Annotated in this window: 29 protein-coding genes; 9 read left to right on the top strand and 20 right to left on the bottom strand. The window is 62.6% G+C overall.

The window, feature by feature from the left end:
* Nucleotides 1-7: 7 nt before the first annotated feature.
* Entirely contained in the window at nucleotides 8-916 is a 909-nt protein-coding gene (locus ACIQC0_RS12275) for a carbohydrate ABC transporter permease (protein ID WP_377214678.1), read from the bottom strand.
* Nucleotides 913-1,875: a carbohydrate ABC transporter permease gene (locus ACIQC0_RS12280; RefSeq protein ID WP_377214679.1), complete on the bottom strand. Its 963-nt coding sequence runs from the start codon at nucleotides 1,873-1,875 to the stop codon at nucleotides 913-915. Before ACIQC0_RS12280 ends, ACIQC0_RS12275 begins: the two co-directional genes overlap by 4 nt.
* A 202-nt stretch (nucleotides 1,876-2,077) precedes the next feature.
* Here ACIQC0_RS12280 and ACIQC0_RS12285 point away from each other — a divergent pair, with 202 nt between their 5' ends.
* The 8 genes from ACIQC0_RS12285 (at nucleotide 2,078) to ACIQC0_RS12320 (ending at nucleotide 7,335) form a co-directional block, all read left to right on the top strand.
* Complete coding sequence (locus ACIQC0_RS12285; RefSeq protein WP_377214680.1) at nucleotides 2,078-3,019, top strand: P1 family peptidase; 942 nt, start codon at nucleotides 2,078-2,080, stop codon at nucleotides 3,017-3,019.
* A 172-nt stretch (nucleotides 3,020-3,191) separates the two neighbouring features.
* The gene (gene infA / locus ACIQC0_RS12290) at nucleotides 3,192-3,413 is read left to right on the top strand and encodes a translation initiation factor IF-1 (RefSeq protein ID WP_009358723.1); all 222 of its coding nucleotides are present in this window, start codon (nucleotides 3,192-3,194) and stop codon (nucleotides 3,411-3,413) included.
* A gap of 70 nt (nucleotides 3,414-3,483) precedes the next feature.
* On the top strand, nucleotides 3,484-3,597 hold the full coding sequence (gene rpmJ, locus ACIQC0_RS12295; protein WP_009358722.1) for a 50S ribosomal protein L36: 114 nt from the start codon (nucleotides 3,484-3,486) through the stop codon (nucleotides 3,595-3,597).
* A 184-nt stretch (nucleotides 3,598-3,781) separates the two neighbouring features.
* Nucleotides 3,782-4,156, top strand: a complete 375-nt coding sequence (gene rpsM / locus ACIQC0_RS12300; RefSeq protein ID WP_003803743.1) for a 30S ribosomal protein S13 — start codon at nucleotides 3,782-3,784, stop codon at nucleotides 4,154-4,156.
* Nucleotides 4,157-4,213: 57 nt separating this feature from the next.
* Nucleotides 4,214-4,615 carry a 30S ribosomal protein S11 gene (rpsK, locus tag ACIQC0_RS12305; RefSeq protein ID WP_009358720.1) on the top strand — a complete coding sequence of 134 codons (402 nt, stop codon included), beginning with the start codon at nucleotides 4,214-4,216 and terminating at the stop codon, nucleotides 4,613-4,615.
* Between the two features lie 131 nt (nucleotides 4,616-4,746).
* Nucleotides 4,747-5,757, top strand: a complete 1,011-nt coding sequence (locus ACIQC0_RS12310; protein WP_377214681.1) for a DNA-directed RNA polymerase subunit alpha — start codon at nucleotides 4,747-4,749, stop codon at nucleotides 5,755-5,757.
* Between the two features lie 68 nt (nucleotides 5,758-5,825).
* Nucleotides 5,826-6,413: a 50S ribosomal protein L17 gene (gene rplQ / locus ACIQC0_RS12315; protein ID WP_377214682.1), complete on the top strand. Its 588-nt coding sequence runs from the start codon at nucleotides 5,826-5,828 to the stop codon at nucleotides 6,411-6,413.
* A gap of 31 nt (nucleotides 6,414-6,444) precedes the next feature.
* Nucleotides 6,445-7,335 (top strand): tRNA pseudouridine synthase A, encoded by an 891-nt coding sequence (locus ACIQC0_RS12320; RefSeq protein ID WP_400535223.1) that lies wholly within the window; start codon nucleotides 6,445-6,447, stop codon nucleotides 7,333-7,335.
* A gap of 6 nt (nucleotides 7,336-7,341) precedes the next feature.
* Here the strand turns inward: ACIQC0_RS12320 and ACIQC0_RS12325 are convergent, their stop codons facing one another.
* Nucleotides 7,342-8,724 carry a sensor histidine kinase gene (locus ACIQC0_RS12325; RefSeq protein ID WP_377214684.1) on the bottom strand — a complete coding sequence of 461 codons (1,383 nt, stop codon included), beginning with the start codon at nucleotides 8,722-8,724 and terminating at the stop codon, nucleotides 7,342-7,344.
* A gap of 541 nt (nucleotides 8,725-9,265) precedes the next feature.
* Here ACIQC0_RS12325 and ACIQC0_RS12330 point away from each other — a divergent pair.
* Nucleotides 9,266-10,036, top strand: coding sequence for a response regulator transcription factor (locus ACIQC0_RS12330; protein WP_377214685.1), 771 nt, complete (start codon nucleotides 9,266-9,268; stop codon nucleotides 10,034-10,036).
* A gap of 13 nt (nucleotides 10,037-10,049) precedes the next feature.
* Here the strand turns inward: ACIQC0_RS12330 and ACIQC0_RS12335 are convergent, their stop codons facing one another.
* The 17 genes from ACIQC0_RS12335 to ACIQC0_RS12415 form a co-directional block, all read right to left on the bottom strand.
* Nucleotides 10,050-10,535: an Hpt domain-containing protein gene (locus ACIQC0_RS12335; RefSeq protein WP_377214686.1), complete on the bottom strand. Its 486-nt coding sequence runs from the start codon at nucleotides 10,533-10,535 to the stop codon at nucleotides 10,050-10,052.
* 87 nt (nucleotides 10,536-10,622) lie between these two features.
* The gene (locus tag ACIQC0_RS12340) at nucleotides 10,623-11,507 is read right to left on the bottom strand and encodes a type II secretion system F family protein (protein ID WP_377214687.1); all 885 of its coding nucleotides are present in this window, start codon (nucleotides 11,505-11,507) and stop codon (nucleotides 10,623-10,625) included.
* A 7-nt stretch (nucleotides 11,508-11,514) separates the two neighbouring features.
* On the bottom strand, nucleotides 11,515-12,447 hold the full coding sequence (locus ACIQC0_RS12345; RefSeq protein WP_377214688.1) for a type II secretion system F family protein: 933 nt from the start codon (nucleotides 12,445-12,447) through the stop codon (nucleotides 11,515-11,517).
* A gap of 10 nt (nucleotides 12,448-12,457) precedes the next feature.
* Complete coding sequence (locus ACIQC0_RS12350) at nucleotides 12,458-14,017, bottom strand: CpaF family protein (protein ID WP_377214689.1); 1,560 nt, start codon at nucleotides 14,015-14,017, stop codon at nucleotides 12,458-12,460.
* Nucleotides 14,014-15,213 (bottom strand): CpaE family protein, encoded by a 1,200-nt coding sequence (locus ACIQC0_RS12355; protein WP_377214690.1) that lies wholly within the window; start codon nucleotides 15,211-15,213, stop codon nucleotides 14,014-14,016. Before ACIQC0_RS12355 ends, ACIQC0_RS12350 begins: the two co-directional genes overlap by 4 nt.
* A complete protein-coding gene (locus ACIQC0_RS12360) occupies nucleotides 15,210-15,965 on the bottom strand; it encodes a Flp pilus assembly protein CpaB (RefSeq protein ID WP_377214691.1) in 756 nt (251 codons plus the stop codon). Before ACIQC0_RS12360 ends, ACIQC0_RS12355 begins: the two co-directional genes overlap by 4 nt.
* A 35-nt stretch (nucleotides 15,966-16,000) precedes the next feature.
* Complete coding sequence (locus ACIQC0_RS12365; RefSeq protein WP_377214692.1) at nucleotides 16,001-17,035, bottom strand: pilus assembly protein TadG-related protein; 1,035 nt, start codon at nucleotides 17,033-17,035, stop codon at nucleotides 16,001-16,003.
* Entirely contained in the window at nucleotides 17,023-17,397 is a 375-nt protein-coding gene (locus ACIQC0_RS12370) for a TadE/TadG family type IV pilus assembly protein (protein WP_377214693.1), read from the bottom strand. Before ACIQC0_RS12370 ends, ACIQC0_RS12365 begins: the two co-directional genes overlap by 13 nt.
* Nucleotides 17,398-17,461: 64 nt before the next feature.
* Nucleotides 17,462-17,674, bottom strand: a complete 213-nt coding sequence (locus ACIQC0_RS12375; protein ID WP_377214694.1) for a Flp family type IVb pilin — start codon at nucleotides 17,672-17,674, stop codon at nucleotides 17,462-17,464.
* 293 nt (nucleotides 17,675-17,967) lie between these two features.
* Nucleotides 17,968-18,171: a Flp family type IVb pilin gene (locus ACIQC0_RS12380; RefSeq protein WP_377214695.1), complete on the bottom strand. Its 204-nt coding sequence runs from the start codon at nucleotides 18,169-18,171 to the stop codon at nucleotides 17,968-17,970.
* 246 nt (nucleotides 18,172-18,417) lie between these two features.
* Entirely contained in the window at nucleotides 18,418-19,296 is an 879-nt protein-coding gene (locus ACIQC0_RS12385) for a type II secretion system F family protein (protein ID WP_377214696.1), read from the bottom strand.
* Between the two features lie 9 nt (nucleotides 19,297-19,305).
* Nucleotides 19,306-20,070 carry a type II secretion system F family protein gene (locus ACIQC0_RS12390; RefSeq protein WP_377214697.1) on the bottom strand — a complete coding sequence of 255 codons (765 nt, stop codon included), beginning with the start codon at nucleotides 20,068-20,070 and terminating at the stop codon, nucleotides 19,306-19,308.
* A gap of 179 nt (nucleotides 20,071-20,249) precedes the next feature.
* Entirely contained in the window at nucleotides 20,250-21,719 is a 1,470-nt protein-coding gene (locus ACIQC0_RS12395) for a CpaF family protein (RefSeq protein ID WP_377214698.1), read from the bottom strand.
* A complete protein-coding gene (locus tag ACIQC0_RS12400) occupies nucleotides 21,716-22,915 on the bottom strand; it encodes a CpaE family protein (protein ID WP_377214699.1) in 1,200 nt (399 codons plus the stop codon). Before ACIQC0_RS12400 ends, ACIQC0_RS12395 begins: the two co-directional genes overlap by 4 nt.
* Nucleotides 22,915-23,568, bottom strand: coding sequence for a Flp pilus assembly protein CpaB (locus tag ACIQC0_RS12405; protein WP_377214700.1), 654 nt, complete (start codon nucleotides 23,566-23,568; stop codon nucleotides 22,915-22,917). The genes ACIQC0_RS12400 and ACIQC0_RS12405 overlap by 1 nt, the downstream gene beginning before the upstream one ends.
* A gap of 172 nt (nucleotides 23,569-23,740) precedes the next feature.
* Complete coding sequence (locus tag ACIQC0_RS12410) at nucleotides 23,741-24,781, bottom strand: pilus assembly protein TadG-related protein (RefSeq protein WP_400535230.1); 1,041 nt, start codon at nucleotides 24,779-24,781, stop codon at nucleotides 23,741-23,743.
* Complete coding sequence (locus ACIQC0_RS12415; protein WP_377214702.1) at nucleotides 24,781-25,188, bottom strand: TadE/TadG family type IV pilus assembly protein; 408 nt, start codon at nucleotides 25,186-25,188, stop codon at nucleotides 24,781-24,783. Before ACIQC0_RS12415 ends, ACIQC0_RS12410 begins: the two co-directional genes overlap by 1 nt.
* Between the last annotated feature and the right edge of the window lie 58 nt (nucleotides 25,189-25,246).

Genomic DNA, 25,246 nt, shown 5'->3' on the forward strand with positions numbered 1-25,246 from the left:
GGTTAGGTCAGCCGGTGACGCTTCCCTGGGTCAGGCCTGCCACGATGTAGCGCTGCAGCATGGCAAAGACGACGAGGATGGGCAGGATCACCAGTACCGCGCCGGCCATCATGATGCCCCAGCCGGCGCCGTTGCCTTCGGAGTTCTGCAGGAGCGTGAGGCCCACTGGCAGGGTCATGCTTTCGGGCCGGTCCGTGATGATCAGCGGCCAGATGTATTCGTTCCACTCGCTGACCACGGTAACCAGGGCAACGGTGGCGATGGACGGCAGCGATACCGGCACCACCACCTGCCACAGCCGGCGCCAATGCCCGGCACCGTCGATTTCGGCCGCTTCGAGGATGGAGCCGGGAAGGGTGAGGAAATGCTGGCGCAGCAGGAAGGTGCCGAATGCCGTGCCGAGCCCCGGAAGGATAATCCCCCACAGGGTGTTCTTGCCGCCGAGGCCCGCGATCAGGATGTAGTTCGGCAGGATCGATACTTGCGGCGGAACCATCAGCGCCACCAGGATCAGGACGAAGATCAGCTTCTTGGCCGGGAACCGCACGAACACCAGGGCGTACGCGGTCAGGACGGCAAGCACCACTTTGATGGTGGAGCCGATGAGGGTGACCAGGGTGCTGTTGAGGAAGAACTGCCCAAAGGGGACCGTGGTCATGGCCACCCGGTAGTTCTCCGGGTTAAGCGATTCCGGCAGCACCCTGAGGTCCAGGGTTACGATTTCGCCCGGCTGCTTGAAGGAGCTGAGCACCATCCACAGCAGCGGGAGGAAGACCACGAGGGTGGCTGCCGCCAGCGGAAGGTACCCGCCGGCCAGCGTCCGGGCCAGGTTCGCCCAGGAAAACGGGCCGGCCGGCACGCCGGAGGCGCCGCCGTCGTGCGTTCCCTGTGGCCGGGGACTGGTTGCGATGCTCATGAATAATGCACCTTCCGCTCCACGAAACGGAGCTGCAGGACTGTGATTACCAGCAGGATGGCGAACAGCACCACGGAGATGGCTGCTGAATATCCGGCCCGGTTGTAGGCGCCGAAGGCCTGGAGGTACGCCTCGTAAATAAGGGTGCTGGTACCGGCTCCCAGCGGTGTCATTATCCGAATGAGGTCAAAGGCCTGCAGGGAACTAAGCATCGTGGTGATGAGGAGGAAGAACGTGGTGGGCGAGAGGAGCGGCAGCGAAATGCTCAGGAAGCGCCGCATGTTTCCGGCGCCGTCCAGGGCGGCGGCCTCCATGACGTCCTTCGGCAGCGACTGGAGCCCCGCGAGGAATACCACCGCGCAGTAGCCGAGGTTCTTCCACACGTAGACGATGATCACCATGGCCAGCGAGAGCTGTGGATCGTTGATCCACTGCGGACTCTGCTGCCCCAGGCCGCGCAGCAGCCATGCAAGCACTCCGTAGCCGGGGTCGAAGATGAAGAGCCACACCAGGCCGACGCCCACGCCCGAAAGGACGTAGGGCGCAAAGACCGCGGCCCGGGCAAAGGTCGTCCCCCGGACCTTCCTGTTAAGGGCGAGTGCCACCAGCAGTCCCAGCACCATGGATCCGCCCACCGTCAACAGCGTAAACACTGCTGTGGTGCCCAGGACGTTGGCCGCATCAGGGCTGGTGAAGAAGGTCAGGTAGTTGTCCAGGCCCACCACTACGGCTGAGGCTGAGCCCAGCGTCCAGTCCAGCGTGGAGTAGTAGATGTTGTTGAGCAGCGGGAGGTAGGTGAACGTCCCGATCAGTGCGAGGTTAGGCAGCGCCAGGGCAAGGAAGACACCGAAATCCCGGCGGGACCGGGCCGACCAGCGCTTGTGGGGGACGGGGCCTGGCGCAGCAGCGTCCGGTGCGGGCGGCGCGGCGGTGCTGGTCTCCGAGAGGTGAATAGTCATGGATCTCTCACGGAATGGGCCTGGCTTCAGGCCGGCGGGAGGGGAGTCGGTTCTCACTTCACCACATTCCTTCAGTCGCAAAGCCGGAATACCGGCCGCTTCGCCGAGTATTGGCCGAGCCTTCCCTCCACGTTCACCGATCGTTCTGCCCCTTCCCAACTGGGTCGCGACCTAGTTGGGGAGTGGGGGGAGAATAGGTGGCATGGGAGCGGCGGGAGCTATCACTGACGTGCCGGGGATCCGGGTGGGCCATGAGCAGAAGTCCGACGGCGGCTGGCTGACCGGCGTGACGGTGGTCCTCCCACCGCCGGGGACGGTGGGCTCCGTGGACGTGCAGGGCGGCGGGCCCGCCACGCACGAGACCGATGCGCTCGATCCCACCACCCTGGTCAGCCAGGTGGACGCCGTCGTTCTCACCGGAGGCAGCGCTTACGGCCTTGCGGCAGCAGCGGGAGCGCAGCGCTGGTGCGAGGAACAGGGTCGGGGTTTTGCCGTCCCCGGGGGAGTGGTGCCGATCGTCCCGGCGGCCGCGATCTTCGACCTCGGCAGGGGCGGGGACTTCTCGGCGCGCCCGACGCCGGACATGGGCTATGCGGCCACGGCCGCCGCCGCTTCGCAAGGGGAAGGGCATGAGGTAGCCCGCGGAAATGTCGGTGCCGGCACCGGTGCTCTCATAGGGAGGGGTCGGTTTAAAGGCGGAATCGGCGCGGCCTCCGTCACGTTGGAGGACGGCATTGTCGTGGGGGCACTTGCTGTGGTGAACGCGCTCGGCCTGCCGTTCGACGCGACCGCCCAGCAGCCTGAGCCCGGCCGCGGTGCCCCGCTCAACACCACTCTTGTCGTTGTCGCCACCAACGCCGCCCTGGACGTCGCCGAATGCAAGAGAACGGCTTCCGCCTCGCACGCCGGGATCGCAAGGGCGCTCAACCCAAGCCACACGCTGGCGGACGGGGATACCGTCTTCTGCCTGGCGACCGGGGCGGTGGCACTCGGCGGTGCCGATGAAGCTGCCCGCCGCCTTGGCATGATCACCCTGCAAAGTGCGGCAGCCGACGTCGTACGTTCCGCGGTCCTGGACGGGGTGGCGCGCGCTGAAGCCGTGCACACTGCCGCGGGAGAATATGGTGCGTACCGCAGTGTTTAGGTTATGATTGCCAATTTCTCATTTCCGGCCGGACAGGGTAGTGTTGTTTGTTGGTTGTCTGGACCGCCGCGCCCTTTTGGGCTCCGGAACCGGCAATCGATCCAACAAAAACGTTCGTGGCCATGCCCGGTGCAATCCGGCAGGGCTGCGGCAACAACAGTTAGCGGAGGGTATGGCCAAGAAGGACGGGGTCATTGAGATCGAAGGCGTTGTGACCGAGGCGCTGCCTAACGCGATGTTTCGCGTTGAGCTCACCAACAAGCACATCGTCCTGGCACACATCTCTGGAAAGATGCGTCAGCACTACATTCGAATCCTTCCGGAGGACCGCGTAGTGGTGGAGCTGAGCCCGTACGACCTCACCCGTGGTCGTATCGTCTACCGCTACAAGTAAATTGCTGGGCGGCGCCAGCGCAAGCCGGCCGCTGCTCCAGCTGACCAACTGTTACACGCAAAGGAATGCCATGAAGGTCAAGCCGAGCGTCAAGCAGATCTGCGAAAAGTGCAAAGTGATCCGCCGTAATGGCCGGGTCATGGTGATCTGCGAGAACCCGCGCCACAAGCAGCGCCAGGGCTAATTTCCTTCTCTGAAGGAAATCCTGGGTTGCTAACCCACGCAAGTAAATAAAGGCAGCACAAGCTGATCTGGAACACCAAGCTCTAACGAGTCCGGACAGCTAACCCCCGGTCGGAGGCTGGGGCCGTACGGAATGTGCGGGTGTACTGCCTACGACCTCCGGTTTATCAAGGAGTACTGCCACTATGGCTCGTCTCGCTGGCGTAGACATTCCCCGCGAAAAGCGGCTGGAAATTGCGCTTACTTACATCTACGGCGTGGGCAAGACCCGTGCACACGAAACCCTGGCTGCCACTGGCATCAGCGCTGACGTCCGCGTTAAGGACCTCACCGATGCACAGCTGGTTGAGCTGCGTGACTACATTGAAGGCAACTACAAGGTTGAGGGTGACCTTCGCCGCGAAGTAGCAGCCGACATCCGCCGCAAGGTTGAAATCGGCAGCTACGAAGGCCTGCGCCACCGCAAGGGCCTGCCCGTACGCGGTCAGCGTACGAAGACCAACGCACGTACCCGCAAGGGCCCGAAGCGTACCGTCGCCGGCAAGAAGAAGGCTCGTTAAAATCCCGTCCGGGATTTTTGACGGAGCTTTCCCCAATAACTTTCTGTAGGAGAAAAAATGCCCCCGAAGACTCGTGGCGCGGTTCGCAAGCCGCGTAAGAAGGACAAGAAGAATATCGCGCTGGGCCAGGCGCACATCAAGAGCACGTTCAACAACACCATCGTGTCCATCACGGACCCGACCGGTGCTGTGATCTCCTGGGCTTCCTCCGGTGAGGTTGGCTTCAAGGGCTCGCGTAAGTCCACCCCCTTCGCAGCACAGATGGCTGCCGAAGCTGCTGCAAAGCGTGCCCAGGAGCACGGCATGCGCAAGGTTGACGTTTTCGTCAAGGGACCGGGCTCCGGCCGCGAGACCGCAATCCGTTCGCTGCAGGCCGCTGGCCTCGAGGTTGGCTCCATCCAGGACGTCACCCCCGCAGCACACAACGGCTGCCGTCCGCCCAAGCGCCGCCGCGTCTAAGGTTTCCAGCGCTGTTTGAGCTTGCCCGGACCAGCGATGGACCGGGCAAGCCCAGCGCGTTAAGTCTTCAGACCGAATTTCCACCACCTGTGTTGCGTCATATAGCGGATGCTCGCCGAAAGGAAACCTAAGTGCTCATTGCACAGCGCCCCACCCTCTCCGAAGAGGTCGTCTCCGAAAACCGCTCGCGTTTCATCATTGAACCGCTGGAACCGGGCTTCGGCTACACCCTTGGAAACTCCCTCCGCCGTACCCTGCTCTCCTCCATCCCCGGTGCCGCTGTAACCAGCATCCGGATCGATGGCGTGCTGCACGAGTTCACCACGGTTCCGGGTGTCAAGGAAGATGTCACTGAGATCATCCTGAACATCAAGAGCCTGTCGGTTTCCTCCGAGCACGATGAGCCGGTTGTTGCCTACCTGCGCAAGCAGGGCCCCGGAGTCGTCACCGCCGCGGACATTGCTCCGCCGGCCGGCGTCGAATTCCACAACCCGGATCTGCACATTGCCACGCTGAACTCGAAGGGCAAGTTCGAACTCGAACTGACCATCGAGCGCGGCCGCGGCTACGTTTCGGCAGCTCAGAACAAGTCCGGCGATGCAGAGATCGGCCGTATTCCGGTCGACTCCATCTACTCGCCGGTGCTGAAGGTTACTTTCCGCGTGGAAGCAACCCGTGTCGAGCAGCGCACCGACTTCGACAAGCTGATTGTCGACGTCGAGACCAAGCCGGCCATCGCCCCGCGCGACGCCGTGGCTTCCGCAGGCACCACCCTGGTGGAACTGTTCGGTCTGGCCCGTGAGCTGAACACCGCAGCTGAAGGTATCGAGATCGGCCCGTCGCCGACGGACGCTGCCCTGGCAGCCGACATGGCACTGCCGATCGAGGATCTGGACCTCACCGTCCGGTCCTACAACTGCCTCAAGCGTGAGGGCATCCACACCGTGGGTGAACTCGTTGCCCGCTCCGAGGCTGACCTGATGGACATCCGCAACTTCGGTGCGAAGTCCATTGACGAGGTCAAGGCAAAGCTGGTTGAACTGGGCCTGTCCCTCAAGGACTCGCCTCCCGGTTTTGACCTCGCAGCACGCGCCGCAGCAATCGAAGAGGACGACGCCGCCTTCGGCGACGACGAACTCTAAACCAGATCCTGGCCGCCGGGCAGCACCACGGAGTGCAGCCCACGGCTTCCATATGAGGAGAAACAATTATGCCTACCCCCACTAAGGGTCCGCGCCTCGGAGGCGGCCCGGCTCACGAGCGCCTCATGCTCGCGAACCTGGCAGCAGCACTGTTCGAGCACAAGCGGATCACCACCACGGTGACCAAGGCCAAGCGCCTGAAGCCGTACGCTGAGCGCCTGGTGACCTTCGCCAAGCGTGGCGACCTCGCTTCCCGCCGCCGCGTTCTCGGCCTGATCAGCAACAAGGGCGTCGTCCACGAGCTGTTCACCGATATCGCACAGGCAGTGGAGAACCGCGACGGCGGCTACACCCGCATCACCAAGATCGGCAACCGCAAGGGCGACAACGCTCCCATGGCTGTTATCGAACTGGTGCTGGAGCCCGTTTCCGCCAAGCAGGCCGTAGTTGCTGAAGCAACCGCAGCTGCCAAGCGCGATGCAGACAAGGCTGCTCCGGCTGCCGAGGAAGCTCCCGAGGCCGAGGTTGTTGAGACCGAAGCTGCCGAAGCTCCTGCCGCTGAGGAAACTGCTGCTGAAGAGACCGCAACCGAAGAGGCTCCTGCCGCTGAGGAAGCTGCCGAAGCACCCGCTGCCGAGGAGAAGGACGCGAAGTAATTCGCTGTCCGCTTCGCATAGACTTGAGTCTATGAACCACCAAAAACCCGCGGCCCCCGTATCAGGGGGCGGCGGGTTTTTGCGTATCCGGCTTGATCTTTCGTACGACGGCGGCCCCTTCAGCGGGTGGGCCCTGCAGCCTGGCCGGCGGACCGTCCAGGGGGTCCTTGAGGAGGCGCTGGAGCTGCTGGTGCGCCGGCCCGTGCGTGTAACCGTCGCCGGCCGCACGGATGCCGGCGTCCATGCACGTGGCCAGGTGGTCCATCTGGACCTCAGCGAGGCCGAGTGGCTGGGACTGCCGCGCGGGCATGAACTGGACCCCGCCGTCGCGCTTCTCCGTCGGCTCCGCGGCGCGCTGAGCCGCATCCTGGGTGACCTCACCGGCGCGGTCGAGGTGCACAGCGCCGCGCCGGCGCCTGTTGGATTCGACGCGCGGTTCTCGGCTCTGTGGCGCCGCTACAGCTACCGGATCGCAGACGGTCCGGCGCTCTGGGACCCGCTGGAGCGGTACTTCACGCTGTGGCACAAGAACCCGTTGGACGTGTCACTGCTCAACGAGGGCGCGGCCAAGCTGCTGGGCCTGCAGAATTTCCTGTCCTTCTGTAAACCGCGTGAGGGGGCCACCACGGTCCGGGAACTGCAGCGATTTGAGTTCCGGCGCAGCGAGGACGGGGTGATCGTTGCTACCGTTCAGGCGGACGCCTTCTGCCACAACATGGTGCGGGCGCTGATCGGTTCCGCGCTGTACGTGGGGGAGGGCGCTGTGGAGCCGGGTTGGTTGTATGACCGGCTCCTGGCGCAAAAACGGGACGCGAAGTCCGTCCTGGCAGCCCCTCACCCGCTCGTGCTGGAGGAAGTGGCATACCCGTCAGACGGCGAACTCCTGGCCCGCGCCGAGCTGACCCGGGCGCTGCGGGAGTAATCGGTTCTAGAACGACGGCGGCGGGCCGTCTGCTGGCAGCGTCAGGGTGAACGTGCTGCCCTGGCCCTTGCCGCTCTGGCAGGAGATGGTGCCGCCGTGGCGTTCCACGATCATCTTGGTGATGGACAGCCCCAGGCCTGCGCCGGAAATCGAGGAGTTCCGCGCCGTCTCTGTCCGGAAGAACCGTTTGAACACCTTGGCGGCGTCTTCACTGCTCATACCCATGCCCGTGTCGCTGACGCTGAGCCGGATCCACTCGTCGCTGGCCCAGGCGCTGATGCTGACCTGGCCGCCGCCGGGGGAGTACTTGATGGCGTTCGACACCAGGTTGTCCAGCGCCTGCCCGATCCGCAGCGGATCCGCGTAGGCCCACAGCGGGGAAGGGACATCTGCGGTCAGCCGTATGTTCGCCCGCTCTGCCTGCGTCCGGGCTGAACCCACGCTGGTCTCCACCAGACTGGCCAGGTCCGTCCGCTTAGGGTGCACATTGAGTGCGGCCGAGGCAGAGGCGGTGAGGTCCGAAACGAGGGCCAGCAGGCGTTCGGAGTTCCGCTGGATCACCGTGAGCCGCTGGACCAGGTCGGCAGCAAGGCTGGGGTCTTCCAGGATCAGGTCAATGTTGCCGAGGATGGAATTGAGCGGGCTCCGGAATTCATGGGAAACATTGGACACGAGTTCTTCGTTTGCCGCCAAGGCCTCCACGAGATTGGTCACGTCACTGTAAACAACTACGGCGCCAGTGCGGTTCCCGTTGTCCGAAATCAGGGGACGGGCTGCGGTGGAGATGGCGCGCTGGTCTCCGTCTTCGCCGATCCAGACCAAGTAATCGGAAAAGGATTCGCCGGCAATGGCGCGCTGCAGGGGGTGTTTGTGCCGGGACAGGGGCGTGCGTTTGTCCAAGGCGTAGATCGCCTGGCGTTCCTGGTTCTGCGGGTCTTCCGTCTGGGCCACCAGTTCATGGAACAGCCGCTGCCGGTCGTTGGTCAGCAGGTGCCGGCCCTGGGGGTCGACGGCGATAATCCCGACGTCGGTGGCGTCTAGGACCGTCTGAAGCAGCCGTTCGCGTTTGTTGCTGGCGTCCAGGAGTTCCCGTAGTTTCGCGTCCTTCTGGGCGAGCTCGCGCTGCTGCATCCGGAGGTTAATGCTTGCGAAGCGGATTGCCAGCGACACGGCCAGCATCATGAGGGGAAACAGGATGGCGGAAGTGATGTCCGTGGCAGTGACGGCCGGAAACTTCAGAAGCAGGCTGGGCACCATGATCAGCAGTGGACCGATAAAACTGAGGACCAGGCTGGTGCGGGTGATCATTCCAGAGGCGGAGAGCCAGATGACCGGGAAAACCACCAGCACGGCAAGCCCGGGCAGGAGGGGCATCGCTCCGTTGCGCATCAGTCCAATAGCCAGAAAATCAAGTATAGGAATGAGCAGGTAAGGCCTATGCGGCAGGCGTTCCCATGGGACGGCAAAGCTCGCCAGGAATAAAAGCATATGGAGGAGTACGCCGGCAATGTAAAGCGGGTTGGAGAGCAGGGTGGGCCAGGCAAAGGGAGTAGCTATAGCCAGCGCCGTCACGATCAATGTGAGCGGCAGTTGGCACAAGGCGGTCTGCCCACGAAGTCCTATCTCGCGGAAGAAACGGCCCGGTCCACGCTGGAAATACGACTCAGCCATGAACGCGGTTCAGGCCCCGCATATAGTCCTGCCAGCTACAAAATTCCGCGCACGGCGGTTCCACGATCCCCATCTTCACCAAGCCCCATCTTCTCGGTTCGTATTACACATCCACTGTCATGGTAATTGACTTTTTCTAATCAATCTTCCCTCTGATGTCATCAGGCCTGCTTACTAGTAGCGTATAAAGGGTAAGAGCAGCATGTCACCGGCGCTGGGCTGGTGAGGGGGACATGTTTGCCTTGCATGGGGATAGCAGATGGATGATCTAGGTGTAGCTGTAGTAATTGAAGACGACGCGGATGTGCGCAACCTCCTCGAAGGGGTATTGAGTCAAGCCGGTTTCGAAGTCCACACAGCATCCGATGGCAAAGCCGGTGTCGAGGTGGTCCGGGAAAAGGACGCCCACGTTGTTACGCTCGACGTGGGCCTGCCGGATATCGACGGATTTGAGGTTCTGCGCCGAATCCGCCACTTCAGCGACGCTTATGTGGTCATGCTGACGGGCCGGACCGAAGAACCGGATCTGCTTTCTGCCCTCAACGCCGGCGCCGATGACTACATCGCCAAGCCGTTCCGGCCGAGGGAACTCCGTGCACGGGTCGCGGCGATGCTGCGCAGGCCCCGTCATGAGGTCAGCACAGCCGCGGCCGTGCCCGCTACCCCGGCAGCGGCTCCCAGGGAGGACCCAGCCGTGTTCCGGCACAATGGGCTGGTCCTTAACTACCGGACGCGTACCGTGGAAGTGCAGGGCGAGCCCCTGAACCTGACCAGGAGCGAATTCGACCTGCTCCACGTTCTGTTGCGTGGCCGCGGGGCCGTGTGCAGCCGGGCGGACTTAGTCCGGGCGGTCCGCGGGGAGTTCTACGATCAGGACACGTACATCAGCGAAGCGGATGAGCGGGCGGTGGAGGTTCACGTGGGCAACCTGAGGAGAAAGCTGAAAGAAAACCAGCATTCACCGCGGTGGCTGCAGACTGTTCGTGGCGTGGGCTACCGGCTGGCGCCGGCCAGGACCGACGCAGTGTAATTACCGCGAGTCCCTACCTGTGTTCCAGGTCCTGTCCGCCGGCCACGATATAGGTGGACTGGAGCTCGGACACGGTCTGGCTGCCATCGATGGCCACCCGCTCCATGAGGAGCCGTCCCTGTCCGAAATCGCCCTGCCGGACGACATTTTCGAGGAGTTCGGCCAGCTTGGAGAGCCGCTCGCCGCCCAGCATGGCGGAGGTGATCTTCAGGCTGATGGCGGCGTCGAGGCAGGCTGCTACGTCCTGGCGTTCCACGGCCGACGCGAGCCGCGTGTACCGCTGGTCCCACATGTCCGCGTAGTCCTGCGCGAAGCGCTTGGCCAGGGCGGGTCCGGCGAGTTCTGCTTCCAGATCGTCCAGTACGGCCACGTTAACGAGCGGCAAGAGATCCACCGCCTCCAGTGACGGTGCGGGTTCCGCAACCGGAGGCACCCACGACGGGAAAGCAGCGGCTGTGCTGCTCTCCTCGCTGGTGGCGCCGGGATCTGGGCTGTACATGGTTCAAGGCTACTTCCTGCAGTTCTGTTGAGGTGGTGAATTCGGGTGATCCTGTGGAAACCTTGAGGGTTGCCGTAGGTTTGTGGCTCACTGCCCGCTGAACGTGATGACGGTGTTGACCACCGCCGGGCCCAGGATGGCAATGAAGAGCACAGGGAAGATGAAGAACAGCAGCGGAAAGAGGATCATGACGGGCAGCTTCATGGCCTTTTCCTCCGCGCGCTGGCGGCGTTTGACACGCATCACCTTGGCCTGGATCCGCAGGACCTGACTGATGGCAATGCCATAGGTGTCTGCCTGGATGACGGCCTGAACGAAGCTGCGCAGCTCGGGGATGTTGGTCCGGTCCGCCAGTGCTTGATAAGACTCACGGCGGCTGCGGCCGACCTGCATGTCCTGCAGGGTGCGTACCAGTTCCTCCGCCAGCGGGCCCTTGCCGTTGGCTCCCGCACGGGCCATCGCACCCTCGAATCCGAGGCCGGCCTCGACGGAAATAAGCATCTGGTCCAGGGTGTTGGCCAACTCTAGTTGCATGGTCTTCTGGCGCTCCTGACCCTTGCTGTAGAGCAGGAGGTCGGGGATGAAGTATCCCAGGACCACCACGAACAAGCCGGCGAACTTCATCATGGGGGTTCCGCCGGTCATGGTGAGATACAAACCCAGGGTGGCGCCGATGACGCCTAGTCCAAGTTTGGAACCGAGCACTTTTCCCAGCGGCATGGACTCGGGCCGTCCAGCCAGCGAAAGCAGCCGGTCAAGAAAAGCAACGTAGGTCGGCGGCGTGAGGCGCCTGCCTACGGTTTCCAGAAGGCCGGGTGAGGTGACGTCTTCCACGACGACGGGCGCGGCGCCGCGTGCCAGCAGCTCGCTTGCCGCGGTGCGCCCCGGCTTATCCACGGTGAGGACGGACCAGGTCAGACCTGCCAGCGGGACGCAGACAAGGAAAATGGCGAGGAGAACAACAATGCTCATGGCTGCCTCAGAACTTCAGGTCGATGATTTTGCGCATCCACAGCGAACCGATGATCATCAGGATGAAGGATGCCCCGATCAGGCCCCAGCCCAATGGGTGGGTAAAGAGGGAGTTCATGTAGTTGGGGCTTACGGCTAGCAGCATCGCCACGATGCCGAAAGGCATGGCAATCAGGATGTAGGCGGAAAACTTTCCCTCCGCCGCAAGGGACTTGATGTGCCCCTTGATTTCGCTGCGCTCGCGGATGGTTTCGCCAACCTGGTCCAGGACTTCCGCGAGATTGCCGCCCACCTCGCGGTTGATCTGGATTGCCTGGGAAATCCAGACAAAGTCCTCGTTCTTCATACGCTCGGCTGTGTCATTCAGGGCGGACAACAGGTCCCGGCCCAGGCTGGTCTCCGTGATGACCCGGCGCATTTCCTCCGAAGTAGGCTTCTGGGATTCGGTAGCGGCGGCATCAATAGCGCGTAGGATACTGTGGCCAGCGCGGAGGCCGCCGGAGAGCAACTGGAGGGTGTCGCCCAGCTGGGTGTCGAACGCTGCGCGGCGCTTGCCCGCAAGGAACCCCAGCGCGAGCTTGCCCACAAAAGGAGCCATCAGCGCCAAGAGGAGTCCCACCAGTGGACCAACCGTCACGAGCCCAACCAGCATGCCAACTCCGGATCCGATGCCGATCAGCAGGAAGAATTCCGCCTGACTAAGCCGCAGCCCCGCTTCCTCCAAGTCCGCTTGGGAGAAGGCCTTGACGGTGCGCCCTTCCAAGACCCGTTCGATTGACCGCACAGCGGAGCCGGCAAAGCGGGTGAGGAATGACGGCGGCTCCGTTTCAAACGGACGACGGCGGTCCAGCGGCACCGCGGGTGCGCCCGGCACGAGCACGGCGAAGCCCAAGAGGACGACCGCCAACAGGACACTAAGGGTTCCGAGGGCAAGTGTCATGGCGCTACCGTCACCTGCCTGCCGGAGCCTGCGGAGCCGCGAACACGCCGGGCGAGACATGGATGCCCATGTCTTCGAACCGGTCGATGAAGCGAGGCCGGATACCCGTAGCCACGGGCTTCCCAAGGAAACGGCCATGTCCGTCCACGCCGGCCGAGTAGTCGAAGACGAAGGCGTCCTGGAGGGTCACGATGTCCCCTTCCATGCCTTGGACTTCCGTGACGTGGGTGATCCGTCGGGATCCGTCGCGAAGCCGGGAAATCTGTACGACGAGGTTGACGGCCGATGCTATCTGCTCCCGGATGGCGCGCAAGGGCAGGTCCATGCCCGCCATGAGCACGAGGGTTTCCAGACGGGCTACGGCGTCGCGCGGTGAGTTGGAGTGCACGGTGGATAGGGAGCCGTCGTGGCCGGTGTTCATGGCCTGCAGCATGTCCAGGGACTCCCCGCCGCGGACCTCACCGACCACGATCCTGTCGGGGCGCATACGCAGTGAGTTCCGGAGTAGCTCGCGGATGGTCACCTCGCCCTTGCCTTCGGTGTTGGGCGGCCGGCTCTCGAGCCGGACCACGTGTTCCTGCTGGATCTGCAATTCCACGGCATCCTCGATCGTGACGATGCGCTCATCGTGGGGCAGGAAGGAGGAGAGGACGTTGAGCAGGGTGGTCTTACCCGTACCGGTACCACCGGAGACGATGATGTTGAGCTTAGCCTTGACGCAGGCGTTAAGCAGTTCAGCCATTTCGGGGGTGAGGGTGCCGAAATCGATGAGGTTCTGGACTGTCAGGGGAGTCTTGCTGAATTTACGAATGGTCAGCGAGGAACCGCCCACAGCCAACGGCGGAATAACCGCATTAACACGGGATCCGTCTTCGAGGCGGGCATCCACCAGCGGGGACGATTCGTCGATGCGGCGGCCCACCTTGGATACGATCCGCTCGATGACCTTGCGGAGGTGCTCTTCCGAGCTGAAGCGGGAATCGGATAGCGTCAGCTTGCCCTTCCGTTCAACATAGATCTGGTCCATGCGGTTGACCATGATTTCGGAGACGTCGGGGTCGTCCAACAGACGCTGGAGAGGGCCATAGCCCAGAACATCGTCGGCCACATCCTGGACGAGGCGGGTGCGTTCCTCCGGCGACAATGGCACCTGTTCGGCATCGATGATGCGCATCAGTTCTTCCTTGGCGGAGGTGCGCAGCTCGTGTTCGGTGGCAGCCGCGTCGTTAAAGCGCGTGCCCATCCGTTCGAAAAGTGCGGTGGCCGCCCGGTGTTTCAGCGCTGCGAAGACATCCACAGGCTGCGCCTTAGGCGCTGGCCGGGGGCCGCCGCCGGACGCTGGAGGCGCAGTTTTTGGCGCGGCAGGCTTGATCTTGGCTGCGGACGGCGCGGGGCTGACGTACCGGGATTCCCGGCTGGGCTCCGGAGCGGTCGCCGCGTCGGGCGCGGGGGACGGCTGGGGCGATTCCAGCAGGGCTGTGCCCTTGCCGGAGCTTTGATTGCGGTTGTTGCCGTCCTGGGCTGGGTTGTTCCGGCCCTGGACAGCATTGATCCGTTCGGAGAGTTTCATCTGATAACCACCCTTCGGTGCAGTTTCCGCTGGGTCTGGGTACGCCAGGCCGGGTTGAAGCGTTCCACCAGGTGGCGGAGGCTCTTGACGGCAGGGTCCCGCTTGGATTCCTGGAGGACAGGGACGCCCCGGTTGGTAGACAAGGCCACGGCTTTAGACCGGGGGATGCTCACGTCGACCGGGGCGCCGATGGTGGATTCAACGTCCTGGATGGTGAGCCCGGACTTTGCATCCGCCATATTAAGGACCACGTGCCGTGATTCGGGCATGATCTCGAGCTGCCGGAGTACTTCCAGGCCGGACCGGAGGCCGCGGAGGCTGGGTATGTCCATGCCGCTGACCCAAACGGCATCGGTGCACTGTTCCATGGCTGCCAGGCCGATTTCCTGCATTCCTGGGGCTGTGTCCACCACTACGTACTGGAACTCCTGGGAGAGCTGCTCCAGCAGGCGGGTGACGTGTTCGGGCGTGATGTGGTCCGCGTCCACCGGGTTGGGCGGTGCGCACAGGGCGTAGATCCCGGCCGGGTGCACCGTGAGGAAGGCTTTCAGCACCAGGGAGTCCTGGCTGGCTGCCGGCGTGACCGCGTCTGTGACTGTGTGCTCGGGGTCGAGGTACAGGCCCGAGGCGACGTCGCCGAACTGGAGGTCCAGGTCAACGATGACCACGCTCATGGGCGCGATCCGGCTCAGACCGATGGCGATGTTGGTGGCGATGGTGGTCTTGCCAACACCGCCCTTGGGGGAGAAGACCCCAATCACCAGGCCCTTGCCGCCGTTTTCCGCGGGCGGCTCCTCATGATTGCGGTGGCGGGTGGCGAAGGACTGGCAGGCACGCTCAAGCAGTACGCGGATTTCCGCAGCCTCTGCGTGGGGGCTGAGGATATCGCGGATGCCGGCCCGCATGGCGTGTAGAACCAGGTCGGGGTCATCGTCACTGACCAGCACCACGCTGAGCTCGGGCAGCTGGACGTCGAAGACCTTGGCGAACGTGAGGGCGTCTTCGTAGGGCACATCCGGCCCAATGATAAGCACCTCCGGCTGTTCCTCGTCCAGCAACGAGAACAGTTCGACGGGGCCGGCCGGGAGAATGTCCGAGGCGATGGTCTGGACGCTGCCGCGTATCCCGTTCGAGACGGCGTCGCGCAGCTTCTGGTCGAACTCGACGTTGGGGGAAAGCAGGACGAAGCGGCTCACTTGTAGATCACTTCTTTGCGCTCGATAGGGGATCCGTTGTCCTTGGCGTCCAGCGGTTCCTTCGTGAGCCAAAGCCGCCCGAACTCCGAGGCAAAGACGATCTTGCCGGCGTCGATGTCGTTGACGGCAACCGTGAGCATCAGGGAACCCTCTGGAAGGGTGGTGTCCTGGGGGTTTGATCCGTCCTCGGCTTCCTCCGTACTCGCTGCCTGCGGGGCGCGCTGGACGGCGGTGACGAGGGCTTTGCGGATGCTCATCTGGGTGGTCGCGTCCTTTTCGTTTGCCGGATCAGCACCCGCTTCGAATGACAGGAACATACCCACCCGATCACCGACGGCAATCCGGCCACCGGCGATGCGCTGGGGTTCGAGCTGGAAAGAGACTTCTTGCATGCCGGCGGGTACTTCAACGGCTCCGCTCTCCTTGGCTTCTTCCGGAGCGACAAGGCGCTCGGCCAGAAGCTGCTCTCCTGGGATTAAGTCCACGGCGGCCACAGTGCCGGCTTTGTCGTCCAAGGTGGATAGGGCCGAGGTGGCCTTGCCCGCCGCCGGAACACTCTGGGTCTCCAGCGAAGCCGTCATTTCTTCGACGGGAGTGCCAGCAGGGATGGCGGTCTTTACCACGAGGACATCGACAGGTTGCGTCCCGGCCAGCGCGCGTTGGTCGGCGCCTTGTGCATATACGACGATCAGGATGGCTCCCACGATCGCCAGGGCAACCGCAGCAGTTCCGGCGAGCATGCGAGACTTCACGTTCTACTCCTAACGAAGGTTCTTGTTCTTTGGATTTACAGGACGGGCCGTGCAATGGTTGCGCCGTACTCGTCCACTGGGCCCAAGGTATAACCGTCGGCCAACGACGTGTATTTGATGAACTTGCCGATGATGCCGCGGCACTCTCCCCGGCATTCGTTGGAGGAGGTGACCCCGGGGGCCGAACCGGCACGGTTCTGGAAAGTGTTGGGAGCGATGCTGTCGCCGCTGAACTTCCAGCCAGTGACCTCGAACGCTGCGAAGGCCACCATGCTATAGATGGCACCGTTACCGGTACCGGTTACTTTGTTGAAGATGGGCAGGAGGACTGTGACCGTGCGGCCGGCGCTGATTTCGCTGGCCCATTTGTTCAACGTGTCACTACAGTTGGCGGGCGCGTTGTTGCCTGGGTCGCTGCCGCCTTCACTGACGGCCAAGTCGATGGAGCCGCCGCACTTGCCGGGGTCCTGGACCAGCCAGCCGAAGCCGCCTTCCACGGCGGCGCCCGATGGCCCGTAATTGCAGTCGGGATTGGCGTTCTTGCCGTGGTCCTGGAGCCGCTGCAGCTCGCCGTCGATCTTGTCCTTTACCTGGCATACGGAAAAGGCGAGGGGAAACGCGGTGCGCCCGGCCCGGGCGCTGCCCCACACAGCCGAGCCACGCGCTCCAACTTCTGCGGAGGGGATACCTAAGGCGTTCGCGAAGAATAGGGACACTGAATTTTCCACTCCGCCAGGTTCCTTCGCAGCCGTGGTCACGGAGACCTTACGGGCTGTTTTGTCGAGCTGGACGGAGTAAACCTTGCTTATTCCGTCCAAGGCGTTCTTGCTGGCCAGCTCGCTGGTCAGTGTGGAGGTAGTGGAACATTGGCTGCTGGCAGAGTCCCGGGCACACTTTTGGGCCAGCGCAACAGCAGAAGCGTCAGCGCCGTTCTGAAGCTGGGCGCGCTCTGAATAGATGACGCCCACATCTACGGCGATGGCCACAAAGCCCAGCAGAGCTACCAGGAGGAGGGCGACGATGACGCTGACTGCCCCGCGCTCAGGGTTTCTGGCCGCTATCCGCCGCACAGCATGACCCCTTTTCCTTGGAGGGGGAACGGCCCCGCGATTCCGGTGATGGTGGCCAAGGTGTAATTAATGGTGAGCGTGACTTGGTTACCAGCACTGCATACCTCGCTGCTGAGCGTGATGTCGGAGCTGGGAATGCTCGTGCTAACAGATGCTGCCGCGTTCTTCGCGGCGGTTCTGGCAGCGGCAGGATCGTTGGAGATTGCCATCACCCGGGCCCCGTCCCGCGCGGCGTTTGTCAAGGTGATCTGGGCGTTGTAGGCCCGGCCGAATTCGACCGTTCCAAGAACCAACAACAAGAGGAGGGGCAACAGGATAGAGAATTCGACGGCGGCCGCGCCGCGTTCGGAACCGCTCTTCACCTGTTGCTCCTCCTCTCCTTGGAAGACTGTTGTCCGGGGTTAGCGGACAATCGGATGGCCTTATCTATGTGGTCGCGGGCTTGGGCTTGACCGAGCCTGAGATGTTGTTGAAGAGATCGGTGAGGTTCGTGCCGAGCGCTGTTACGGCGATGATGATGACGACGGCGATGAGGCCGACCATGATGCCGTATTCAACCGCGGTGGCGCCCTTTTCGCTGCGGAGGCGGTTCTGCAGGTTGAAGCCGAGGGTCTGGAGGGTTGCGATGAGGGAAAGCATGATTTTTACTCCTGAGCGAGTGTCGTTGGGGTGGCTGGTCCGTCACCAGCTCTAAAAAGAAGTTAGCAAGCAAAAAAGCACTTAAGACGGGATCTTGGAACTTCCTGCGCAAAGGCTTCACGAGTTGGGTAAATCCTGCGTTTTCGCTTCGGCCCCTGCGTTTCGGGCGATTGACTTTGGTTCGTTTGCTTAGTGCACGAGCTTAGGGCTGTTAGTGAGCGAGATTAGGCCGCCGTTAGGGTCGGGAAGGCCTTGTGGTCCATGGGCGGTTGCGCGAACCAGGACCGTGGTCGTTACGTTGCGGCGGGGGCGGGGGCGGCCGGCGGTTTGACCTTGCCGGAGATGTTATTGAAGAGGTCTGTGAGATTGGTCCCGAGCGCGGTCACCGCAATGATGATGACAACGGCGATGAGGCCGACCATGATTCCGTACTCCACCGCGGTGGCGCCCTTTTCTGCGCGGAGGCGGATCATGAACTTCGTGTACAGGGAGAGCATTTCTTACTCCTGAGCGAGTTGGGGGCTGGTCCTTCACCAGCTCTGATACAAAGCTAGCAACGTGATTTCGGCCCGTGTCAATACCTTGACACATCCTGCGGAAAGCCTTTCGACGCTGTATATTTACCGCGTTTTTCCTGCGTCAACGTCGGGTTGGACGCCTGACACGACAAATGGACCCCCTCGGTTCTGGGTTCCGAGGGGGTCCGGTCTGTAGGGCGCCTGGCGGCGCTGGGGCAACGAAGGTCAGAAGAGAAGTCTTGAAATGCTGAGCGCTGCGGGCCCTAAGAGGACGATGAAGAGCACCGGGAAGATGAAGAGCATCAGAGGGAACAACACCTTTACCGGGAGCTTCATGGCCTTTTCTTCAGCCCTCTGCCTGCGCCGGACCCTTGACTGCTGGGCTTGCGTACGGAGGACTCTGGCCAGCCCGATGCCGTACTTGTCGGCCTGTACCACTGCCCTGACGAAGCTCCGCAGCTCCGCCACGGAGGAGCGGTCCGCCATCGCCTGGTAGGCCTCCTGCCGGGGGCGTCCCACCTGCATGTCCTGGAGCGTTCGGGTCAGCTCCTGGGCGAGGGGACCCTCTCCATGCTGGCCGGCACGGGCCATCGCCGCTTCGAACCCGAGGCCCGCTTCGACGGAGATCAGCATCTGGTCCAGCGTGTTCGGCAGTTCCAGCTGTATGGCCTGCTGGCGTTTGATGCCCCTGTTGTAGACCAGCAGGTCCGGGACGAAGTAGGCAAGGGCTGCGATAAACAGGCCGGTTGCGACGTTCTGGAGTGAAGGAGCGTTCCGGAACATAACAATGGCCAGGACTGCCGCTACCAGGGCAAGCAATGGTTTGATCACAAGAAGCTTTTCCAATGGCATCGATACCGGACGACCCGCCAACGCGAGCCAACGGTCCAGTTTCGCCTCGTAGCTCCCGGGCGTCAGCCGTTTGGCCACGCCCAGCATCATGGGCGCCCGCGCCGCCGCTGTGGATCCGTTCTGCGTGAAGCCCTGGCCGAGGTTTGTCCGGATGGCGAGGGCCCCGGTGTGGTCCAACGTAGCCAGCACATAGGTGAAGTAAGCAAGCGGAAGTACCACCGCAGCAATGATCAGCCAACCAACGGGAGTCATGGCGTCCTCCTAGAACTTAATCTTGACGATGCGGCTCATCCAAAAACCGCCGATGACGAACATGACCGCACTTACCGCGATCATCAGGTTTCCTGCCGGTTCGTCCACGAAAACCTTCATGTAGGTCGGGTTTACGAACGAAAGCATTACAGCAACGGCCACCGGCATGCCCATCAGGATGATGGCGGAGATCCTGCCCTCTGCGCTAAGCGACCGCACCTGGCCTTTGATCTCGGTCCGCTCCCGGATAGTGGCGGCAACCTGCTCCAGCACTTCTGCCAGATCCCCGCCGACTTCCCGGTTGATCTGGATCGCCTGGCCCACCCAGCGGAAATCCTCGCTGTCCATTCGGTCGGCCGTCTCCTCGAGGGCCAGGCCAAGGTCCTTACCGATGCGGGTTTCGTTGACGATACGGCGCAGTTCCTCCGAGGTGGGGGCTTCGGATTCCAGCCCGGCTGCCTCAATGGAACGGATTACGCTATGACCGGCCCGGAGACCTCCGACGAGCATCTGGAGAGTATCAATCAGCTGGCCCTCGAACTTGCCCTGTCTCTTGTCCGTTCGAAGCGTCAGGACCAACCGGATAATAAAGGGCGAAGCCGCTCCGAGAAGAACACCCAGGACCGGGTTGGTGAGAAGCGAGCCCACGAAGCCCAACAGCAGGGCGACCACCGCCACCAGGAGAGTGAAATCGGCCGGCCCCAGCTTGACGCCGGCGTTATAGAGCAGGTCCCGGTTGAATGGTCCGCCCGATTTGCCAAGAGCTTTGTCCACGCCCCCAACAAGCGTATGGGAGACCCTGCTCAGCGGTGTGGCTGTCTGGACCCCTTCCGGTCGGCGCCGCGCCATCGGAATGGCCCCGTTGGTCGGTCTGAGAACTACAAGGAAAAGAACCAGCAAAGCGCCAAGACACAGGACGACGGCAGTTGCCAGTAGCAATGGTGACTCCATTGCTACCGCCTCCCATAGGGTGCCATGTCTGCACCAAATACTGCCGGCGAAACCGAGATGCCCACTTCTGCGAAGCGGTCGAGGAATCGGGGACGGATTCCTGTGGATGCAGGCTTGCCCAGGAACCGGCCCTGCGGGTCCATTCCGGCTGAATAATCAAAGAGGAAAACGTCCTGCAAGGTGACAATTTCCCCTTCCATGCCCTGGACCTCCGTCACGTGCGTGACGCGCCGGCTGCCATCGCGAAGCCTGGTGACCTGGACGATCAGATCCACAGCGGATGCCACCTGCTCCCTGATGGCACGCAATGGAAGATCCATCCCTGCCATCAGCACCAGCGTCTCCAGGCGGGCGATCGCATCTCTGGGCGAATTGGCGTGCACTGTTGACAGAGAGCCGTCGTGGCCAGTGTTCATGGCCTGGAGCATATCCAGCGACTCGCCGCCACGGACTTCGCCAACGATGATTCGGTCGGGCCGCATGCGCAGGGAGTTCCTCACCAACTCGCGGATATTGACGGCGCCCTTGCCTTCAATGTTGGGAGGCCTGCTTTCCAACCGGACCACGTGCTCCTGCTGCAACTGCAGTTCGACGGCATCCTCGATGGTGACAATGCGGTCGTCTTCGGGGATAAACGAGGAGAGAACGTTCAGCAGCGTCGTTTTGCCGGTACCCGTGCCGCCGGAAACGATGACGTTGAGCCGCGCCTTAACGCAGGCGCTGAGCAGTTCTGCCATCTCCACCGTCAGCGAGCCCCATTCGATGAGGTTACGGACCGTGAGGGGTACATGGCTGAACTTCCGGATGGTTAGCGACGGGCCGTTCACGGCCAAGGGCGGAATGATCGCATTGACACGTGAGCCGTCCTCCAGTCGGGCGTCCACCAGTGGGGAAGATTCGTCGATACGTCGGCCTACCTTGGAGACGATGCGTTCGATTACCTTACGGAGGTGGTCGTCAGAGCTGAACTGCGCTCCTGTGAGGTGCAGGTGCCCGCCGCGCTCGATATAGATCTGGTCGAACCTGTTGACCATGATTTCCGTCACGGACGGATCCTCCAGCAGTCGCTGGAGGGGACCAAAACCCATGACCTCGTCGGCGATTTCCCGAATGAGGCGACGGCGTTCTTCCGGAGACAGGGGAACCTGTTCTTCATCTATGACGGCCGAGAGCTCTTCAACCGCTGATGCCCGCAGGTCCTCCTCTGACGACGCTGAATCGCCGAACCGTGTTCCCATCCGTTCAAAGAGGGCCAGGGCTGCGCGCTGCTTGAGCCCTGCGAGCGCGTCCACGGACTGTGCCGGCGGTGCCGCAGTGGCGCTCAGTGTTGCGGCCAGCGGACTGCGGGCAGGCTGTGACGGTACTTCTGCATAGGCTGCCGGCGGTGTGGCGGCCGCTGCTGCCGGGGCATCCTGCGTGGCCGCAACCGGATTTTCTGTAGCTGACTTGGCCAGCCGATCTGAAAGCCTCACGATACAACCACCCTCCGGTGCAGTTTGTTGTGGGAAGAGGAGACCCATGCCGGGTCGAAGCGGTCCACCAGCTTCTTCAAACCCTTGGAAGCTGAATCCCTGGTGGTGCTCTGCAGCACCGGGACGCCGCGATTTGTGGAAAAAGGCAGGGTCCGCGAACGCGGGACCACTGCATCGATGGGTACGCCGATGGTGGCCTCCACATCCTGGACTGAGAGGCCGCTCTTACGGTCGGCGAAATTGAGGACCGTATGGCGGCCCTGCGGTATGAGTTGAAGTTCCTTGAGGACACTGAAGCACTTGCGCAGCCCCCTGACACTCGGCACGTCCATGCCGCACACCCACACGGCATCCGTTGCCTGCTCCAGGGTCGCCAGGACGTGCTCGCCAAGGCCCGGAGCGGTGTCCACCACCACGTACTTGAACTCGCTTGCCAGTTGGTTGATGAGCCGGCTCACGTGGTCCGCGGTGATGTAGTCCGACTCCGCCGGGGTGCGGGGCGCGCAGAGGGCATAAATTCCGGCCGGGTGGACCGTAAGGTAAGCCTTCAGCACCATGGAGTCCTGGGACGCAGACCCGTGGACGGCCTCGGTGATGCAGTGCTCGGGCTCCAACAGAAGACCGGATGCCACGTCACCGAACTGCAGGTCAAGGTCCACGATGACCACGCCCATGGGCGCCACCTTGCCCAGTCCGATGGCCAGGTTGGTGGCTACGGTGGTCTTCCCCACGCCGCCTTTGGGGGACATAACGGCGACTACCCTTCCGCGTTCCTGCCCTGATTCCGCCGCCGGGGCCATGCCCCTCCGGCGGCTGGCAGAAGCAAGACATGCCCGTTCCAGCAGTACCCGGAGGTCGTTGATGACGATGTCCGGAGTGAGCACATCCCGGATCCCTGAGTGCATCGCCTTAAGTACGAGGTCCGGCGTGGGCTCGGCCACCAGCAGCAGGCTGACCTCGGGATATTGCAGGTCGAAGACTGTAGCAAGTTTCAGGGCCTCATCCGGAGTGACACCGGGACCCAGGATCAGCACCTCGGGTGGGGCTCCGGAGAGCTGGCGGAATACATCGTCGGGACCGCCTGCCAGCACTTCGGGCGTCAGGGTCTGCAGTTCGCCGTGGAGGGCTCCTGTTATGGCCTGACGAATTCTTGCCTCGAAGTCGCGGACGGCGGTGATGGCTACAAACCGGCTCATTAGTACAGCCCTCCAAGGGTGGTGACCGGGGGGTCGCTCTTGGTGCTGGAATCGGTCTGTTTCGCCAGCCAGATCGTGCCGAACTCTGCGCCGAATACGAGCTTGGCGGCGTCTGCATCGGTGCGGGCTACCGTGACAAATGCCGACCCGTTGGGCATTTGTACGCCATTCTGGGAATCCTGGGACTCGGACCCGGTCTTCTTGGTGTCAGGCGCGGCTTTCTGGACGGCTGTGACCAGGACGTCGTGGAACAGAATCCCGGTGGACTGCTTCCAGCCCTTGAGTTCGGCTGGCACACGGGCACCGGCGGGAATGTCCTCTTCGGTCTTGAACGAGGTGAAGACCGTGACCTTATCTCCGGCTTCGATCCGCCCGCCTAGGAGGCGTTCAGGAGTCAGGAGCACAGTGACTTCCTCGAGGCCCTTGGGGACTGGAACGGTGCCAGGCACCAGCTCCCTTGGGTCCACCAGGCGCGAGGCCAGGAGCTGTTCCCCCGGCTGCAGGGCTACGGAGGTCACTTTGCCGTTCTGGTCGCCGAGGCTCTCCAGTGCCCCCTCGGGAACTGCAGCCTGCGGGATTGATTCTTCCTGGACGAACTTGTTGAGCTCCTCCGCCTTAGTTCCTGCGGGTACGGACTCTTTTACGACCAGCACGTTGACGGGTTCCAGCCCTTGCGCCGCTCTGTTGTCGGCTCCTTGTACATAAACCACAAGCAGTACAGTTCCGATGACGGCTAATACCAGAGCCGCAATGCCTCCCAGTAGGCGTGATTTCACGAGATTTCTCCTTCTTCCTTAATTGGTTCGCGAGTGGAGAGGCCGGCGGCTACTCCGAGAGCCAAACTGCGGTTGCGCCGTAGTTTGGTGTTCCACCACTCGCTGCAAGCCCCTCTTCGAGGGTCACGTAGCGGGTGAAGAAGCCCTGAATGCCCCGGCAGTTGCCATTGCACGAGGGGGCGGCAGGGTCCAGATTCGTCAGTGATGGGCCTCCGCCAAACTTGTATCCGGTGACCTGGAAGGCGATAAAGCCGGTCAATCCGTACGTTGCGTGTTGTCCCGTTCCGGTCGCAGTGCTGAAGATGGGAACCAGGATGGGATCGTCCAACAGGGTGGAAATGATGGACGTGCATTCTGAGGGAAAATCGTTGCCCGGATCATTTCCGATTTCGGAGGCCGCGATATCAATGTCTGCGGTGCACCCCGAATCCCGGTCAAGCCATCCGAATCCACCCTCGGCATAGCCGTTTTGGGGAGCGCAACCGGGGTAATCCGGAGTGTTCTCGTCATAGCGCAGGAGAATGTGCGTCGGAATGGGGTCACCCGTGAAGCTGCCCGTCGAGTTAAGCTCGGCAAGCTGGCTGGGTGAAAGGTATTGCTCGAAGACGCATTGGCTAATGGTCCAGGGCAGTGTCGTCGCTCGGGAGGGCGCGCCCCAGGATGCTTCTGCTACTGCATGGATGGAAGTCGCCTCGTGTCCCAGGGCCCGGGCAAAATACAAGGTAAAGCTGTCGTCCGCGGAGCCGGCGGGCTGGGCGTTGGTTTCAACCCGTACCGAGGTTGCGCTGGGCTGTGTAACGGAGAAGACCCCGCTGAACCCGTCGTTGGCGTTATCGTCCGCGAGCCGGTTGCCCGGATCCGTCATGGCAGTCGGGCAGCTGATCCCTTTTGCACAGTCCCCGGCGATCGCCAGGGCGGTAGCGTCAGCTCCAGTCTGAAGTTGTGTCTTCTCGGCGTACATGGCCCCGACGTCGACGGCAAGGGCGGCAAATCCCAGGAGCACCACCATGGAAAAGGCCACGACGACGGCGGCTGCGCCCCGTTCGTTGTCCTTCCGCGTGGCGAATGTTCCTGGGCCGGGACACGTCATTAACCGCCGCATCGCATTACTCCTGTTCCGTTCAGCGTCATGGGGAAGAGGCCCGGTGACCCGAACCAGCCGGAGTCGAGGAATCCGGACATGGAGGAGAGGGTCACACTGGTTGTGACTTCGACGTTGCTTCCGTCCGAACAACTGGCAGCGTTGTCTGTCACGGTGACGCCCAGCCCGTCCAGCGAGGGAGCGGCGCCCAGGGCGGTCCCTTCGACATCAAGCGAGCCGTCGTCATAGTGGATCGCAGCATGCCGCGCACCTTCCCGGGCAGCCTGCGTCAATGAGTTCTGAATGTTGAATACCCGGCCGAACTCCATGGTGCCGATGAGGATCAAAAGCAGCAGAGGAAGGATGAATGCCATCTCGACGGCTACTGCGCCGCGCTCTTTCTGTTTCGGTTTCAAACCGTCCCCCAGGGTCTATAAGGCCAGCTGATTGCCGGTCTAATGGATGGATGGCGGA

The organism is Pseudarthrobacter sp. NPDC092419, from assembly GCF_044755045.1.
In the GTDB taxonomy this organism is placed as follows: Bacteria; Actinomycetota; Actinomycetes; order Actinomycetales; family Micrococcaceae; genus Arthrobacter.

Excerpts from the sequence above, each read along its gene's own strand:
- ACIQC0_RS12320 (WP_400535223.1), top strand. The coding sequence starts at position 6,445 with ATGAACCACCAAAAACCCGCGGCCCCCGTATCAGGGGGCGGCGGGTTT.
- ACIQC0_RS12275 (WP_377214678.1), bottom strand. The coding sequence starts at position 916 with ATGAGCATCGCAACCAGTCCCCGGCCACAGGGAACGCACGACGGCGGC.
- rpmJ (WP_009358722.1), top strand. The coding sequence starts at position 3,484 with ATGAAGGTCAAGCCGAGCGTCAAGCAGATCTGCGAAAAGTGCAAAGTG.
- ACIQC0_RS12385 (WP_377214696.1), bottom strand. The coding sequence starts at position 19,296 with ATGACTCCCGTTGGTTGGCTGATCATTGCTGCGGTGGTACTTCCGCTT.
- rplQ (WP_377214682.1), top strand. The coding sequence starts at position 5,826 with ATGCCTACCCCCACTAAGGGTCCGCGCCTCGGAGGCGGCCCGGCTCAC.
- ACIQC0_RS12340 (WP_377214687.1), bottom strand. The coding sequence starts at position 11,507 with ATGAGCATTGTTGTTCTCCTCGCCATTTTCCTTGTCTGCGTCCCGCTG.
- ACIQC0_RS12335 (WP_377214686.1), bottom strand. The coding sequence starts at position 10,535 with ATGTACAGCCCAGATCCCGGCGCCACCAGCGAGGAGAGCAGCACAGCC.
- ACIQC0_RS12350 (WP_377214689.1), bottom strand. The coding sequence starts at position 14,017 with ATGAAACTCTCCGAACGGATCAATGCTGTCCAGGGCCGGAACAACCCA.
- infA (WP_009358723.1), top strand. The coding sequence starts at position 3,192 with ATGGCCAAGAAGGACGGGGTCATTGAGATCGAAGGCGTTGTGACCGAG.
- ACIQC0_RS12375 (WP_377214694.1), bottom strand. The coding sequence starts at position 17,674 with ATGCTTTCCCTCATCGCAACCCTCCAGACCCTCGGCTTCAACCTGCAG.
- ACIQC0_RS12285 (WP_377214680.1), top strand. The coding sequence starts at position 2,078 with ATGGGAGCGGCGGGAGCTATCACTGACGTGCCGGGGATCCGGGTGGGC.
- rpsM (WP_003803743.1), top strand. The coding sequence starts at position 3,782 with ATGGCTCGTCTCGCTGGCGTAGACATTCCCCGCGAAAAGCGGCTGGAA.
- ACIQC0_RS12280 (WP_377214679.1), bottom strand. The coding sequence starts at position 1,875 with ATGACTATTCACCTCTCGGAGACCAGCACCGCCGCGCCGCCCGCACCG.
- ACIQC0_RS12400 (WP_377214699.1), bottom strand. The coding sequence starts at position 22,915 with ATGAGCCGGTTTGTAGCCATCACCGCCGTCCGCGACTTCGAGGCAAGA.
- ACIQC0_RS12325 (WP_377214684.1), bottom strand. The coding sequence starts at position 8,724 with ATGCGCAACGGAGCGATGCCCCTCCTGCCCGGGCTTGCCGTGCTGGTG.
- ACIQC0_RS12330 (WP_377214685.1), top strand. The coding sequence starts at position 9,266 with ATGGATGATCTAGGTGTAGCTGTAGTAATTGAAGACGACGCGGATGTG.
- ACIQC0_RS12410 (WP_400535230.1), bottom strand. The coding sequence starts at position 24,781 with ATGACGTGTCCCGGCCCAGGAACATTCGCCACGCGGAAGGACAACGAA.
- ACIQC0_RS12380 (WP_377214695.1), bottom strand. The coding sequence starts at position 18,171 with ATGCTCTCCCTGTACACGAAGTTCATGATCCGCCTCCGCGCAGAAAAG.
- rpsK (WP_009358720.1), top strand. The coding sequence starts at position 4,214 with ATGCCCCCGAAGACTCGTGGCGCGGTTCGCAAGCCGCGTAAGAAGGAC.
- ACIQC0_RS12345 (WP_377214688.1), bottom strand. The coding sequence starts at position 12,447 with ATGACACTTGCCCTCGGAACCCTTAGTGTCCTGTTGGCGGTCGTCCTC.